At 71.2% G+C, this 14,796-nt stretch carries 12 protein-coding genes and 4 tRNA genes; 9 read left to right on the top strand and 7 right to left on the bottom strand.

Annotated elements, in window-relative coordinates:
• The first annotated feature begins 132 nt into the window (after positions 1-132).
• On the top strand, positions 133-339 hold the full coding sequence (bldC, locus tag OGH68_RS17440) for a developmental transcriptional regulator BldC (protein ID WP_003949541.1): 207 nt from the start codon (positions 133-135) through the stop codon (positions 337-339).
• A gap of 379 nt (positions 340-718) precedes the next feature.
• On the opposite strand, the gene OGH68_RS17435 is transcribed toward bldC, so the two are convergent.
• From OGH68_RS17435 to hrpA, 3 genes are all read right to left on the bottom strand, one after another.
• On the bottom strand, positions 719-973 hold the full coding sequence (locus tag OGH68_RS17435) for a DUF6274 family protein (RefSeq protein WP_264245082.1): 255 nt from the start codon (positions 971-973) through the stop codon (positions 719-721).
• Between the two features lie 236 nt (positions 974-1,209).
• Positions 1,210-1,284 (bottom strand) — tRNA-Asp (locus OGH68_RS17430).
• A gap of 94 nt (positions 1,285-1,378) precedes the next feature.
• Positions 1,379-5,350, bottom strand: a complete 3,972-nt coding sequence (gene hrpA / locus OGH68_RS17425) for an ATP-dependent RNA helicase HrpA (RefSeq protein WP_264245081.1) — start codon at positions 5,348-5,350, stop codon at positions 1,379-1,381.
• 144 nt (positions 5,351-5,494) lie between these two features.
• On the opposite strand from hrpA, the gene OGH68_RS17420 reads away from it, so the two are divergent.
• The 3 genes from OGH68_RS17420 to OGH68_RS17410 are packed head-to-tail and all read left to right on the top strand — an operon-like array spanning position 5,495 to position 7,533.
• Positions 5,495-5,896: a hypothetical protein gene (locus OGH68_RS17420; RefSeq protein ID WP_264245080.1), complete on the top strand. Its 402-nt coding sequence runs from the start codon at positions 5,495-5,497 to the stop codon at positions 5,894-5,896.
• Between the two features lie 57 nt (positions 5,897-5,953).
• A complete protein-coding gene (locus tag OGH68_RS17415; protein ID WP_264245078.1) occupies positions 5,954-6,706 on the top strand; it encodes a DsbA family protein in 753 nt (250 codons plus the stop codon).
• Positions 6,703-7,533 (top strand): cytochrome c biogenesis CcdA family protein, encoded by an 831-nt coding sequence (locus OGH68_RS17410; protein ID WP_264245076.1) that lies wholly within the window; start codon positions 6,703-6,705, stop codon positions 7,531-7,533. Before OGH68_RS17415 ends, OGH68_RS17410 begins: the two co-directional genes overlap by 4 nt.
• Positions 7,534-8,164: 631 nt before the next feature.
• Here the strand turns inward: OGH68_RS17410 and OGH68_RS17405 are convergent.
• The 4 genes from OGH68_RS17405 to OGH68_RS17390 form a co-directional block, all read right to left on the bottom strand.
• Positions 8,165-8,238 (bottom strand) — tRNA-Phe (locus OGH68_RS17405).
• 22 nt (positions 8,239-8,260) lie between these two features.
• Positions 8,261-8,335 (bottom strand) — tRNA-Asp (locus OGH68_RS17400).
• A gap of 38 nt (positions 8,336-8,373) precedes the next feature.
• Positions 8,374-8,446: transfer RNA gene (locus OGH68_RS17395), tRNA-Glu, on the bottom strand.
• Positions 8,447-8,526: 80 nt separating this feature from the next.
• Complete coding sequence (locus OGH68_RS17390) at positions 8,527-10,146, bottom strand: metallophosphoesterase family protein (protein ID WP_264245075.1); 1,620 nt, start codon at positions 10,144-10,146, stop codon at positions 8,527-8,529.
• A 74-nt stretch (positions 10,147-10,220) separates the two neighbouring features.
• Here OGH68_RS17390 and OGH68_RS17385 point away from each other — a divergent pair, with 74 nt between their 5' ends.
• From OGH68_RS17385 to OGH68_RS17365, 5 genes are all read left to right on the top strand, one after another.
• Positions 10,221-10,571 (top strand): metallopeptidase family protein, encoded by a 351-nt coding sequence (locus OGH68_RS17385; RefSeq protein ID WP_264245073.1) that lies wholly within the window; start codon positions 10,221-10,223, stop codon positions 10,569-10,571.
• Complete coding sequence (locus tag OGH68_RS17380; RefSeq protein ID WP_264245070.1) at positions 10,568-11,071, top strand: FluC/FEX family fluoride channel; 504 nt, start codon at positions 10,568-10,570, stop codon at positions 11,069-11,071. The genes OGH68_RS17385 and OGH68_RS17380 overlap by 4 nt, the downstream gene beginning before the upstream one ends.
• Complete coding sequence (locus OGH68_RS17375) at positions 11,068-11,430, top strand: fluoride efflux transporter FluC (RefSeq protein ID WP_264245068.1); 363 nt, start codon at positions 11,068-11,070, stop codon at positions 11,428-11,430. The genes OGH68_RS17380 and OGH68_RS17375 overlap by 4 nt, the downstream gene beginning before the upstream one ends.
• Positions 11,431-11,535: 105 nt before the next feature.
• Complete coding sequence (locus tag OGH68_RS17370) at positions 11,536-12,198, top strand: hypothetical protein (RefSeq protein WP_264245066.1); 663 nt, start codon at positions 11,536-11,538, stop codon at positions 12,196-12,198.
• A gap of 293 nt (positions 12,199-12,491) precedes the next feature.
• Entirely contained in the window at positions 12,492-14,606 is a 2,115-nt protein-coding gene (locus tag OGH68_RS17365; protein ID WP_264245064.1) for a DEAD/DEAH box helicase, read from the top strand.
• Positions 14,607-14,796: the final 190 nt, after the last annotated feature.

Here is a 14,796-nt window from a genome sequence, read left to right as displayed (position 1 = left end):
TGTAGTGCCGAGGACAAGCCGTTCGTCCTATAACCGACTCGGCCCGCGTCCGCCATTTCGGGCAACGCGGGTCAAGGTGCAGAATTTAGAGGAAAGAACCGAGAAGGTTCGGTTCTCCCGAGGAGGCCGCTCATGACCGCTCGCACCCCTGATGCCGAGCCGCTGCTGACCCCGGCTGAGGTTGCCACCATGTTCCGCGTGGACCCGAAGACGGTCACCCGCTGGGCCAAGGCAGGCAAGCTCACGTCCATCCGCACGCTCGGAGGACATCGCCGGTACCGCGAGGCAGAGGTCCGCGCACTGCTTGCGGGAATTCCGCAGCAGCGCAGCGAGGCCTGAACACACCCCGTTCGACCGGGCATTTCCGGGGCCCCCACCTCGGACCGCCCACACCCCTAGCTCCATGTGACGGTGTCTGCCCCAACAGACCTTCGTCATCGATCGCGCTGGACTCCGCCGGGTCCAGCGCGATTTTTGTTGCCCGGGGAGGGGGTTGGGGGAGGCGTGGGGAGCCGGCGGGAAGCGGACGGGTGCCTTGTGGTGACCTGTGCCGGACCGTCCTGAAGGGGAGTGCAATGGCACATATTAAATCGGCCCGTTGTAGGGAGGGTCTAAGTGCCGCAGTTCTGAAAACCCGTTCGGTGACACCCGTCACACTGCCCAGCCCTTGCCAAAGTCCAGCCTGTCACGGAAAAGAGCGCCGTGGAGGGGCTGTTGGTCACTCCTTGGTGGGACCTTTGTCCTCGGCCGGCGGTGCGTCGTGGGGTGGCTCCGGCGCCGGCTCGACGGTCCTCGGTGGGAACGTCCGCGGTGCGCGTGCCGTCGGTTCGTGCTCCGGGCGCTCCATGGCGAGCCGCAGGAGGCGATGACAGATGGGGCAGGACCTCGTGAGGTGCCGGTAGCCGGACACGGCCGACAGATGGGCGCGCAGCAGCGCCCTGGTCTCGTACCGCCTTGCCGTGGACGCCGCCATGCACGTCACCTCCGGGTGTGTGCCGTCCTCTAATGACTGGGTACCCCCGGCAGATGACGCCGTCAAGACACCCGGGTACGGCCGAGGCCCGCATCGTGTGATGCGGGCCTCGGCCGGTTCGGGTCGTGCTGACGGGATTTGCTGTGTCCGACGGCGGCTTCGCCGCGGGCGCGGCCTCGGGGGCCGGGGTACGGCGAAGGCCCGCATCGTGTGATGCGGGCCTTCGTCACTTCAAGCGGTCCTGACGGGATTTGAACCCGCGGCCTCCACCTTGACAGGGTGGCGAGCACTCCAAACTGCTCCACAGGACCAGGTTTCGCAGCCGGTGACTGCTTCCTTGGCCGCGAGGAAGACTGTACAGCAGGTGCGACCATCAGGTCGAACTCACTCCCGGCGACGGGCCCGTCACGGCGCGGCCGCGTCGATCGCCTTCACGATCCGCTTGTCGGACACCGGATACGCCGTGCCCAGCGCGTGCGCGAAGTAGCTCACCCGCAGCTCCTCGATCATCCAGCGGATGTCCAGGACCGCCTGCGGCACGGGACGGCCCTGCGGCATCTGCTCGAGCAGCCAGGCGTACTCGTCCTGCATCTCGTGGACCTTCTCCATGCGCGTGGTGTCGCGCTGGACGGCCGTCGGCATCTGCTGCAGACGGCGGTCCACCGCGATGAGGTAGCGCATCAGGTCCGGCAGCCTGCGCAGCCCCGTGCGGGTCACGAAGCCGGCGGGCACCAGGGCCGCCAGCTGGTCGCGTACGTCCTGGACGTTGCTGATCAGGACCAGGCTGTTCGTGGCCTTCAGACGGCGCTCACAGGCCTGCCAGGCCGCCAGGATCTGCTGCACCTGGTCGATCGTGCGGACGGTGAGGTCGACGAGGTCGGCGCGGACCTTGTCGAACAGCTTCCGGAACGACTCCTCGTCCCACGCCGGTCCGCCGTGCTCCGCGATCAGCCGGTCGGCCGCGGCCAGGGCGCAGTCCTCGAAGAGCGCCTGGATCGAGCCGTGCGGATTGCGGGACAGCGCCAGTTTCTGCTGGTTCGTCAGCTTGTCGGAGGCGAACTTCGCCGGGTTCACCGGAATGTTGAGCATGATCAGCCGACGGGTGCCCTGCCACATGGCCTGCGCCTGCTCCGCCTCCGTGTCGAAGAGCCGCACGGAGACCGAGGCACCGTCGTCCACCAGGGCCGGGAACGCCTTGACCGGCTGGCCAGCCCGCCGGGTCTCGAAGACCTTCGTCAGCGTGCCGATCGTCCAGTCCATGAGGCCGGTGCGCTCCAGGGACTCCCCGGAGCCGGACGGGCCCGCCGTGGCGGCCGCGGCGGCCTTGGAGAGCGCCTGACGGGCCTTCGGCTTCAGTTTGAGCCGCAGCGCCTCCAGGTCCTTGTCCTCCGCGATCTTCCGGCGCCGCTCGTCGACGATCCGGAAGGTGATCTTCAGATGGTCGGGTACGCGGGACAGGTCGAAGTCGTCCGCGGAGACGGGCACGCCGACCATCCGCTGCAGTTCTCGCGCCAGCGTGACCGGCAGCGGCTCCTGCAGGGGCACGGCGCGGTCCAGGAACGCCTTCGCGTAGTTCGGCGCGGGCACGTAGTGGCGGCGGACCGGTTTCGGCAGGGAACGGATCAGCTCGGTGACCACGTCCTCCCGCAGGCCCGGGATCTGCCAGTCGAAGCCCTCGTCGGTGACCTGGTTCAGCACCTGCAGCGGGATGTGGACGGTCACACCGTCCGCGTCCGCGCCCGGTTCGAACTGGTACGTCACCCGGAACTTCAGCCGGCCCTGCCGCCACGAGTCCGGGTAGTCGTCCTTGGTGACCTCGCCGGCCTTCTCGTTGATGAGCATCTCGCGCTCGAAGTCGAGCAGTTCGGGCTGCTCACGGCGCTTGTGCTTCCACCAGGAGTCGAAGTGCGCGCCCGACACCACGTGTTCGGGCACCCGCTGGTCGTAGAAGTCGAACAGCGTCTCGTCGTCGACGAGGATGTCGCGCCGGCGGGCCCGGTGCTCCAGTTCCTCGACCTCGGTCAGCAGCCTGCGGTTGTCCGCGAAGAACTTGTGGTGCGTGCGCCAGTCGCCCTCGACCAGCGCGTTGCGGATGAAGAGGTCGCGCGAGACCTCCGGGTCGATCCGCCCGTAGTTGACCTTGCGCTGGGCGACGATCGGCACGCCGTACAGCGTCACCTTCTCGTACGCCATCACCGCGGCCGCGTCCTTCTCCCAGTGCGGTTCGCTGTACGTACGCTTCAGCAAATGCTGCGCGAGCGGTTCGATCCACTCCGGTTCGATCTTCGCGTTGACCCGCGCCCACAGGCGTGAGGTCTCCACCAGCTCGGCGGACATCACGAACCGCGGCGGCTTCTTGAAGAGGGCGGAGCCCGGGAAGATCGCGAACTTGGCGTTGCGGGCGCCCAGGTACTCGTTCTTCGCTGTGCTCTTCCCACCCTCCCGCCCGGTTTCCTTCACGTCCTTCATGCCGATGTGAGACAGCAGACCGGCGAGGAGCGAGACATGGACGGACTGGTCGGGGGCGGCTGTACCCGCCGCAGGCTCCTCCAGATGGAGGCCCATCTGTTTGGCCACCGTCCGCAGCTGCGAGTAGATGTCCTGCCACTCGCGGATGCGCAGGAAGTTCAGATACTCCTGCTTGCACATCCGGCGGAAGCTGGAGGAGCCGCGCTCCTTCTGCTGCTCGCGGACGTAGCGCCACAGGTTGAGGAAGGCGAGGAAGTCGCTCGTCTCGTCCTTGAAGCGGGCGTGCTGCTGGTCCGCCTGCGCCTGCTTCTCCGCCGGGCGCTCGCGCGGGTCCTGGATGGAGAGCGCGGCCGCGATCACCATGACCTCGCGGACACAGCCGTTCTTGTCGGCCTCGAGAATCATGCGCGCCAGCCGCGGGTCGACCGGCAGCTGCGAGAGCTTGCGGCCCGTCTCGGTGAGCTTCTTGCGCGGGTCCTTCTCGGCCGGGTCGAACGCGCCGAGCTCCTGGAGGAGCTGGACCCCGTCGCGGATGTTGCGGTGGTCCGGCGGGTCGATGAACGGGAACTTCTCGATGTCGCCGAGACCGGCCGCGGTCATCTGGAGGATGACGGACGCCAGGTTCGTCCGCAGGATCTCCGCGTCCGTGAACTCGGGACGGGCGTTGAAGTCGTCCTCCGAGTAGAGCCGGATGCAGATGCCGTCCGACGTACGGCCGCAGCGGCCCTTGCGCTGGTTGGCGCTCGCCTGGCTGACCGGCTCGATGGGCAGCCGCTGCACCTTGGTGCGGTGGCTGTAGCGGGAGATGCGGGCGGTGCCCGGGTCGATCACGTACTTGATGCCGGGGACGGTCAGCGACGTCTCCGCGACGTTCGTCGCGAGGACGATCCGGCGGCCGGTGTGCTGCTGGAACACCCGGTGCTGCTCGGCGTGCGAGAGCCGGGCGTAGAGAGGGAGCACCTCGGTGAACCGGTACTGCTTCTTGTTGAGCGCGTCCGCCGTGTCGCGGATCTCGCGCTCGCCGGAGAGGAAGACGAGGATGTCGCCCTTCCCCTCGCCCATGAGCTCCTCGACGGCGTCCGTGATCGCGGTGATCTGGTCACGGTCGCTGTCGTCGCCCTGCTCCTCCAGCAGGGGCCGGTAACGCACCTCGACCGGGTACGTACGGCCGCTGACCTCGACGATCGGGGCATCGCCGAAGTGCCGGGAGAAACGCTCCGGGTCGATCGTCGCCGAGGTGACCACGACCTTGAGGTCGGGACGCTTCGGCAGCAGCTGGGCGAGATAGCCGAGCAGGAAATCGATGTTCAGCGACCGCTCGTGCGCCTCGTCGATGATGATCGTGTCGTAGGCGCGCAGCTCCCGGTCCGTCTGGATCTCGGCGAGCAGGATGCCGTCCGTCATCAGCTTGACGAGGGTGTCGCCGCTCGCCTGGTCGGTGAAACGGACCTTCCAGCCGACCGCCTCGCCCAGCGGGGTGTTCAGCTCCTCCGCGACCCGCTCCGCGACGGTGCGGGCGGCGATACGCCGGGGTTGTGTGTGGCCGATCATGCCGCGCACACCGCGGCCGAGCTCCAGACAGATCTTCGGAATCTGGGTCGTCTTGCCCGACCCCGTCTCACCTGCGACGATCACGACCTGGTGGTCCCGTATCGCCTCCAGGATCGCGTCCTTCTTCTGGCTGACGGGCAGCTGCTCGGGGTACGTGACCTCGGGCACGCGCCCGGCGCGCCGGGCGATGCGGGCCGCGGACTTCTCCACCTCCGCGGCGATCTCGTCCAGCACGGCCTGCCGTGCCTCGGGCTTACGGATGCGGCGGGCGCCTTCGAGACGGCGGCCGAGCCGGTGGGCGTCCCGCAGGGACGCCCCGGCCAGCAGGGTCTGGATCTCGGCGAAGGAAGTAGACATACGGCCTCCAGGATCGCACCCCCGGGAAACCACTGGCGAACCCATTTCGCCCCCGAGCTGGTGCAGTATGGAGCGATCCGTCTCCGCCCGCCCGGCGCCCCGCCGGGGCGCCCCGCCTCCGGACTTCGAAGGGACAGCGCGTCCATGCCGATCGCCCGCGACAGCCGGCACCGCTTCGTGGCGACCGCGAGCCTGCTGCTGGGCCTGCTCGGAGTGCTTCTCGGCTGTACCGGAAACGTGGCGGCCGCGACGGCCGGCCCCGTCGGCGGGACGGGACACGACATTGCTGCGGTCGCCGCCGCGGCCGCCGGTCCGGTGCAGTCCCCGGGCTGCGGCAGGGGCGCCGACGACAACGACAGCGGCGCGCACCCTGGAACGCCGCCGCGCGGCGGCTCCGCGTACGAGCTGCTGCCCTCGCTGCACCAGACGAGCGGCCCCGCCTCCCCGGCAGTGCCCGGCCACGCGTTCCTCGACGTGTCGCCGCTGCCCGCGCTCCCGCCACCGGCACCGCCCTCGCCGGTCGCACTCTCCGTCCTGCGCGTCTAGGCCCGACGGCCCCCCTCACTTGCTCAACCCGTCAGACCTTCGCTCAGGAGCACAACCATGTCCTCTTCCACCGCACGCACCTCACGCAAGCCGCTCGCCATCGGGGCGGGTGTCGTCGCCGCCGCTCTGCTGCTCGGCTACGCCTCCTACACGGCGACCAAGCCCGACGCGTCGTCCGGCGGCTCCTCGTCCGTGGCCGGGGCCTCCGCCGACCCGCAGGCCGACCCGCAGACCGGGGCGTACTCCGCGCTCGAGGGGCTCGCCCGCCGCGACGCCGCCGACAAGCTGGCACAGGGCCGTACCGACGCGCCCGTCGTCATGATCGAATACGCCGACTTCCGCTGCGGCTACTGCGGCAAGTTCGCCCGCGACACCGAGCCCGAGCTGGTGAAGAAGTACGTCGAGGACGGCACCCTGCGGATCGAGTGGCGCAACTTCCCGATCTTCGGCGAGGAGTCGGAGTCCGCGGCGCGTGCCGCGTGGGCGGCGGGACAGCAGGACCGTTTCTGGGAGTTCCACGCCGCCGCGTACGCGGAGGGCGTCAAGGAGAAGGGCTTCGGCAAGGACCGGCTGCGGGCCCTCGCGGACGAGGCGGGCGTGGCCGACCTCGACCGTTTCACCCGTGACCTGGACAGCGACGGCGCGCGGCAGGCCGTGAAGAAGGACCAGGAGGAGGCGTACGGACTCGGCGCCACGTCCACGCCGTCGTTCCTGATCAACGGACGTCCCATCGCCGGCGCCCAGCCGACGGAGACGTTCACCGAGGCGATCGAGGCGGCGAAGAAGGCCGCGGGCGAGGCCGGCCGGTGAGCGACATCGGCTACCTGGCCGCCTTCCTCGGCGGCCTGCTCGCGCTGATCAGCCCGTGCAGCGCGCTGCTGCTCCCGGCCTTCTTCGCGTACTCCATCGACTCGGCCGGCAAGCTGCTGGCCCGCACCGGGATCTTCTACGTCGGCCTGGCCACCACCCTCGTGCCGCTCGGCGCGGCGGGGTCGTTCGCCGGGAGGCTGTTCTACGGCAACCGCGACCTGCTGATCGCCGTGGGCGGGTGGCTGATCATCGTGCTGGGTGTCGCCCAGATCCTCGGCATGGGCTTCGCCTCGCGCCGCATCGCCGCGGTCTCCGGCCGTATCCGCCCGACGACGGCGATGTCCGTCTACGCCCTCGGCCTGGTCTACGGACTGGCCGGCTTCTGCGCCGGCCCGATCCTGGGCAGTGTGCTGACGGTGGCCGCGGTGAGCGGAAGCCCCGTCTACGGCGGTCTGCTCATGGCGGTCTACGCCCTGGGCATGGCGGTTCCCCTCTTCGTCCTCGCACTGCTGTGGGAACGCTTCGAGCTGGGCCGCCGCGGGTGGCTGCGCGGGCGGGCACTGCGGGTGGGGCGTTTCGAACTGCACACGACGTCACTGTTGTCGGGCCTGTTCTTCATCGTGATCGGCACGCTCTTCCTCGCCTTCGACGGCACGACGGCCCTGCCGGGGCTGCTGTCGGTCGACGACTCGTTCGCGGCGGAGGAATGGGTGTCGGGGGTGGGGCGGTCGGTGCCCGACTGGGTGCTGATGGTGCTGGTGGTGGCGGTGGTGGGTCTGATCCTGGCGGTGCGGGGGCGGGCACGGCGGGGTGACGAACGGGCGTGACGGCGGGGGTGCGGTGCGCGGGTGCGGGGCGGGTGCGGGTGGGCGGCGCCTGCGGCGGGCCCTTCCCCTCCCCGCCCCTTCCCGAAACCGGGGGGCTTCGCCCCCTGGACCCTTTCGGGCTTCGCCCCCCGGGGCCCCTTCGGGCTCCGCCCCTAGCCCCCGGGGCTCCGCCCCCGGACCCCGTACCGCCCGGCGGTGTTCGGGGGCTTCGCCCCTGGACCCCCTTCGGGCCTTCGCTCCGTGCCCGGGCTTCGCCCAGCCCCGGGCCCGGGTCCGCCCTGGGGGCGGTGTTCGGGGCTTCGGCTCTTGGGCCCCGGTACTGCGCTTTGCGCGGTGGGCTCGAGCCGGGCTTGGTGTGCCGTTGCGCGGCATCCAGCCCCGGGCGGGAGCGAAGTTCAGCCCCGCCGGCGTTTGAGACGAGGGGTTCGGGGCGGAGCCCCGACAGGGGACGGGCAAGTTCCAGCCTCGCCGGCATTTCAGGCGCGGGGGCCCGGGGGCGGAGCCACCGGAGACGGGTCCGGGCGGAGCCCGGTTCGGGAAGGGGCGGGGAGGGGAAGACGCCCCGCGCAGCGGACCCGCGTGTTCGGGTACGGCGAAGGCCCCGGCTCGGTGAGCCGGGGCCTTCGGGTTGTGGCTGGGGCCGGGGTCGAACCGGCGACCTATCGCTTTTCAGGCGATCGCTCGTACCAACTGAGCTACCCAGCCACGAGACTCCTGAGAGCCTCAGCGGTCCTGACGGGATTTGAACCCGCGGCCTCCACCTTGACAGGGTGGCGAGCACTCCAAACTGCTCCACAGGACCAAGCAATGTGCGAGACAAGTCTCGCACACGGTAAAGCGTGCCCCCAACGGGATTCGAACCCGTGCTACCGCCTTGAAAGGGCGGCGTCCTGGGCCACTAGACGATGAGGGCTAAGGGCCCACCTGGGCGCTTCGCAGCGCGTCGGGGACGTGAGAAGCATATGGGATGCGGGGAGCTATCGCCAAAACGGTTTACGGCGAGGGGTTGGGCGAAGGACTGGGCGTGCCCGCGGGAGGGGTCCCCGAGGGGCTTCCCGACGGGGACGGCTCCGGTTCGGGCTGCTCGGCGAGATGGCGGCTGACCTCGGCGGTCGTCAGCCCCAGCCCGCCCAGGGTGATCTCGTCCCAGGCCTGCATCCGGCGGGTCTCGCGGTCCAGGTAGAGGACGGACGCCCGGACCTGTTCCGGCTTCTCGTTCTGGACCGCCCGCAGGCCCCCGCCGCCCGTGGAGCCCTCGACCTTCAGGCGGGTGCCGTGCTTGAGGATCTCCGTGTGGCGCCGGTGGACGTGACCGGCCAGGACGAGGGGGACCGTGCCGTCGGTCTCGCGGGCGGCGACCGGGTTGTGGGCGACGGCGATGTCGACGGGCGTGCCGGCGCGCTCCTGGTCGCGCAGGGCCGAGGCGAGGCGGATGCCCGTCATCCGTTCGGCCGGGTCGCCCAGGGCGACGACCGAGCGGTCGGGAGTGAACTGGGGGTCGCCGCTGCCGGCGATGCGCAGCCCGGCCACGGTCACGGCCCTGCCGTCGTCCAGGACGTGGACGTTCTTCAGGCCGCGCAGGTACTCCTGCGTGACGCGCGAGTCGTGGTTGCCGCGCACCCAGACGTACGGCGCGCCGAGGTCGGAGATGGGGTCGAGGAAGCCGTTCTCGGCGGCCGAACCGTGGTCCATCGTGTCGCCAGAGTCGATGATCACGTCGATGTCGTACTGCTCGACGAGCGAGGCGATGATGTGCCACGCCGCCGGGTTGAGGTGGATGTCGGAGACGTGCAGCAACCGCATCGTGCCCGGGTCGGGCTGATAGGCGGGGAGGGTGGACGTCGCCTCGTACAGCTTGGTGACGTTGGTGACGAGCCGGGCCAGCTCCTCCTGGTAGACGCCGAACTCGGTGACGATCGAGCGTGCGTTGCCGACGACGGAGGGCGCGGAGGTCAGCAGGCCGGAGAACTTCGGCTCCAGGACGGACTTCGGGTTCCAGGTGGCGTACGCGCTGACGGCGGACGCGGCCAGCAGGGCGAGCGCGAGGCCGCCCGCAGCGAGGGCCCGGCGGGGGCGGCGGTAGACGGCGAGGCCGAGCGCGGTCGCTCCGGAGACGACGGCGACGACGGAGCGCACGGCCAACTCGGTGGTGCCGTCCCGGACGTCGCCGGTGATCTCCTCCTCGAGGCCGGAGATCAGTTCCGGATGCTCGACCAGGACCCGGGAGCGGACGGGGTCGAGGCGGTCGACGTCGACGTCGAGCCGTACGGGCGCGATGTGCGAGTCGAGCTCCAGTGCGCCCAGCGGGGACACGTTGATCTTCGTTCCGCCGGAAAGGGACGGGCGCAGCGTCATCGTGGTGTCCATGGGGCCGACCGGCGTACGGACGTTGCCGACGATCAGCAGCCCGAGCCACGCACCGACCAGCACGACACCTGTCAGGCCCAGTGCCCGGAGCCATGGCCGTGGTGTGGGGGCGAGGCCGGGGGCGGGCGCCACGGCGCGCGGGGAGCGGCCGGGCGTGGACAGGCGGCGCCTGAGCCGGACGAGTGCGGTGCGGATCGGGGACGGTGACGTGAGCGAGCGGGGCGGTTCCTGGGCTTCGCGGGCCATTGGTCCCGTATGCCCGCACGGGCGGGCGGGCATGCCGGGGCGACCACTCGCACGGCGTACGTGACAATGGCCGGGTGCTGGAGATGACGCGCGAGGAGTTCGAGGAACTGGTCGCCGAGGCCCTGGACAGGATTCCGCCCGAACTGACGCGGCTGATGGACAACGTCGCCGTGTTCGTGGAGGACGAGCCCGCCGCGGACGACCCCGATCTGCTCGGCCTCTACGAGGGGACTCCGTTGACGGATCGCGGCGAGTGGTACGCGGGTGTGCTGCCCGACCGCATCACGATCTACCGCGGACCCACGCTGCGGATGTCCGAGTCCCGCGAGGACGTCGTCGCCGAGACCGAGATCACCGTGGTGCACGAGATCGCCCACCACTTCGGCATCGACGACGAGCGCCTGCACGAACTGGGATACGGGTGACCTCCGGCCCGGCCTCCGGCCCCGCCGGCGACGCGGAGGCGATCGACCCGGACGTCGACCTTCATGTGCCCGCGCAGCGGGCGGAGACGGCGGGCGCGCACAAGTGGCCGGTGCTCGCCGCGATCTCGGCGGGCGGCGCGGTCGGCGCGTCCGGGCGGTACGGGGCTTCCCTGCTGTGGCCGGCGCCCGAGGGCGCCTTCCCCTGGGCGGTGTTCTGGGTCAACGTCCTCGGCTGCGCTCTGATCGGTGTGCTGATGGTGTTCGTCAGCGAGGGCGGGCGCCCGGCCCCGCCGCTGCTGCGGCCGTTCCTCGGAGTGGGCGTGCTGGGCGGGTTCACGACCTTCTCGACGTACGCGCTCGACTTCTCGGACCTGCTGGAGCGTGAGGAGGCGGGCACCGCGCTGGCGTACGCGGGCGGGACGGTCGCCGGGGCGGTGGCCGCGGTGTGGCTCGCGGCGTCGGCGGCCAGGGCGGCGCTGAGGCGGGTGGCGGCGCGGTGAATTGGCTGCTGGTGGTCGCGGGGGCCGCGGTCGGCGCCCCGCTGCGGTACCTGACGGACCGTGCGGTGCAGGCGCGCCACGACTCCGTGTTCCCGTGGGGCACGTTCGTGGTCAACGCCGGGGGGAGCCTGGTGCTCGGGGCCGTCGCCGGGGCGTCGGTCTCCTCGCCCACGTACGCGCTGCTCGGCACGGGGCTGTGCGGGGCGCTGACGACGTACTCCACGTTCTCCTACGAGACGCTGCGTCTGGCGGAGCGGGGATGGCGGTTCCTGGCCGTGGCGAACGTGGCCGCCTCGCTCCTGGTGGGGCTCGGATCGGTCTTCCTGGGGCTGGAGTTGGCGCGAGCGCTCACCGCGTGAGACGGGCCGCCGGCCCGTCGCGGCACGAGCATCCCGGGCGTGTCCCCGGCGGGGTGCCGGGAGTTGGGCAGGGGGACCCGCGTCCCCTGTCCCGGAGGTGCCCCCGTGCGCCAGTTGTCAGCCCCCGGCCGCCGTACGGCCGTCTGGATCGCCGCGTCACTGGCGGTCCTGGCCTCGGCGGGCTGTATGAGCGTGAGCGACCACGAGAGCAGAAAACCCGTGCCGAGTACGTCCGCCGACGGTGACGGGGCGGTGGCCGAGCCGGACGGCGGGCACGTGCTGCCGGGCGGGCACGGAGGGCGGGCGGGGGACGCCGGCGAGGACTCCACCGACGGCCCGGACGCGAAGAACGGCGGCGCGTCGCCGAGCCCGAGCGGGTCGGCGTCGTCCGCAGGTCCCGAGCCGACGCGGCCGGGCAAGCAGCCCCCGGCCCCGGAGCCGCCCGTGCCCACCGGCGGCGCGTCGCCCTCCCCGTCCCGGTCGTCCGTCCCGCCACCGCCGGAGGAGCCGCCGGAGCCGCCGGAGGAGAGCCCCGCGCCGTCCGCGTCGGAGCCCTCGGACCCGCCGAGCGCCTCTTCCGCGCCAGAGGTGCACATAGGCGCGATGCGGGCGGGGGACCAGCCTGCGGACGCGCATGCCGAGCCGGCAGCCTCGCCGCAGCACCACCCCGGCCCGGCGGACGGGAAGCGCGGGAAGGACGCGGAGGGCGGGGCCGACGGGGGCCAGGGGAGCGGCGAGGACCGGTCCGGCCGGCGGGTTGCGGCGTAGGGCTTGACCGTGGGCGCGGCGGAACCGGTGGCGGGGGTGCGGTCCGGTGGGTGCGGCCCGGTCGGTGTGGTCATCCGGTCGGTGTGGTCCGGTTCACTGGGAAGCGGTTTGCCTTCGCCCGGGGAGGGTGCGTATGGTGGTAGATCGTTTGATCCCATTGCCCGGCGCCGAAACAGAAGAGCGCCGTGTGGCGCGTACTCTCCCTGACCGTGGCTGACCGCATAGAGGCGGTCGATTTGCGAATTCACGGAGTTTGGGCGCGTGCCGAGACTCCGGAAGGTTTCGCATTTCGCATGTCCACTTTCAGCACTGATCACTCCGTCATGCCCGACAACGACGAGATTGTCGCGACGGCCGAGGCGGCTGTCGCGGAGGCCGCGGAGGCCCCCGAAGAGCCCCAGGTCACCTTCGGGGACCTCGGCCTCCCCGAGGGCGTCGTCCGTAAGCTCGCCCAGAACGGCGTGACCACGCCCTTCCCGATCCAGGCCGCGACCATCCCGGACGCCCTGGCCGGCAAGGACATCCTCGGCCGTGGCCGCACCGGCTCCGGCAAGACCCTCTCCTTCGGTCTGCCGACCCTGGCCACCCTGGCCGGCGGCCACACCGAGAAGAAGAAGCCCCGCGCGATCATCCTCACCCCGACCCGTGAGCTCGCGATGCAGGTCGCGGACGCGCTGCAGCCCTACGGCGACGTGCTCGGCCTCAAGATGAAGGTCGTCTGCGGCGGTACCTCCATGGGCAACCAGATCTACGCGCTGGAGCGCGGCGTCGACGTCCTCGTCGCCACCCCCGGCCGCCTGCGCGACATCATCAACCGCGGCGCCTGCTCCCTCTCGAGCGTCCAGGTCGCCGTCCTCGACGAGGCCGACCAGATGTCCGACCTGGGCTTCCTGCCCGAGGTCACCGAGCTGCTCGACCAGATCCCGGCCGGCGGTCAGCGGATGCTCTTCTCCGCCACCATGGAGAACGAGATCAGCACCCTGGTCAAGCGCTACCTGACCGACCCGGTCACGCACGAGGTCGACAGCGCGCAGGGCAACGTCACGACCATGAGCCACCACGTGCTCGTCGTGAAGCCGAAGGACAAGGCGCCGGTCACGGCCGCCATCGCCGCCCGCAAGGGCCGCACGATCATCTTCGTCCGCACCCAGCTCGGCGCGGACCGCATCGCGGAGCAGCTGCGCGAGTCGGGCGTGAAGGCCGACGCGCTGCACGGCGGCATGACCCAGGGCGCGCGTACCCGCACGCTGGCCGACTTCAAGGACGGCTACGTCAACGCGCTCGTCGCGACCGATGTCGCCGCGCGCGGCATCCACGTCGACGGCATCGACCTGGTCCTGAACGTGGACCCGGCCGGTGACCACAAGGACTACCTGCACCGCTCCGGCCGTACCGCCCGCGCCGGCCGGTCCGGCGTCGTCGTCTCGCTCTCGCTGCCGCACCAGCGCCGCCAGATCTTCCGGCTGATGGAGGACGCGGGCGTCGACGCCTCGCGCCACATCGTCGGCGGGGCGGGCGCGTTCGACCCCGAGGTCGCCGAGATCACCGGTGCCCGTTCGCTGACCGAGGTCCAGGCCGACTCCGCGAACAACGCGGCCAAGCAGGCCGAGCGCGAGGTCGTCGAGCTGACGCGTCAGCTCGAGCGCGTCCAGCGCCGTGCGACCGAACTCCGCGAGGAGGCCGACCGCCTGGTGGCCCGCGCGGCACGTGAGCGCGGCGAGGACCCGGAGGCAGCGGTCGCCGAGGTGACCGAGGCCGCCGAGGCCGAGCTCGCGGCGGTGCCGGCCCAGGCCGAGCCGGTCCGCGAGCCCCGCGAGTCCCGTGACGAGCGCGGCAACTTCGAGCGCCGTGACCGCCGCGACAACGACCGTGGTGGCGACCGCGGTGGCCGTTCCTTCGAGCGTCGCGACGACCGTGGTGGTTTCCGTCGTGACGACCGCCGGGACAACGACCGTGGTGGCGACCGTGGTGGCCGTTCCTTCGAGCGCCGTGACGACCGTGGCGGTTTCCGCCGCGACGAGCGTCGTGACGACCGTGGTGGTTTCCGTCGTGACGACCGCCGGGACAACGACCGTGGTGGCGACCGCGGCGGGCGTTCCTTCGAGCGCCGTGACGACCGTGGCGGCCGTACCTTCGAGCGTCGCGACGACCGTGGCGGTTTCCGCCGCGACGAGCGTCGTGACAACGACCGTGGTGGCTTCCGTCGTGACGACCGTCCCACCGGCCACCGCGGCAGCGACCGCCCCTTCAACCGTGACCGCCGTGACGACCGCCCGTCGGGCGGCTTCCGCTCCGGCGCCGGCGACCGCCCCCACGGCCGCCGTGACGACCACCGCGGCGGCGCCGGCTCCGGCTCCTTCGGCGGCGGCCGCCGCGACGACAAGCCGCGCTGGAAGCGCAACGGCTGACGCCTGCTGAATTCCGGCCAGGGCCCGTACACCACTTCGGTGGCGTACGGGCCCTGTTGCGTTGAACGAGGGCGAAAGTCGCTTCCATCGGCCTGTGAGCTGCTGTTACAGTCACCCCCACTTACATGGGGGGCACGGCCGGGGGGCCGTTCGGACACATATGTCATTCGCAGGCACCGCTGATCCCCTA

Origin of the sequence: Streptomyces peucetius (assembly GCF_025854275.1) — a bacterium.
In the GTDB taxonomy this organism is placed as follows: domain Bacteria; phylum Actinomycetota; class Actinomycetes; order Streptomycetales; family Streptomycetaceae; genus Streptomyces; species Streptomyces peucetius_A.
Note: the sequence above shows the minus strand (reverse complement) of the source record. Positions and strands in the feature narration are given on the sequence as shown.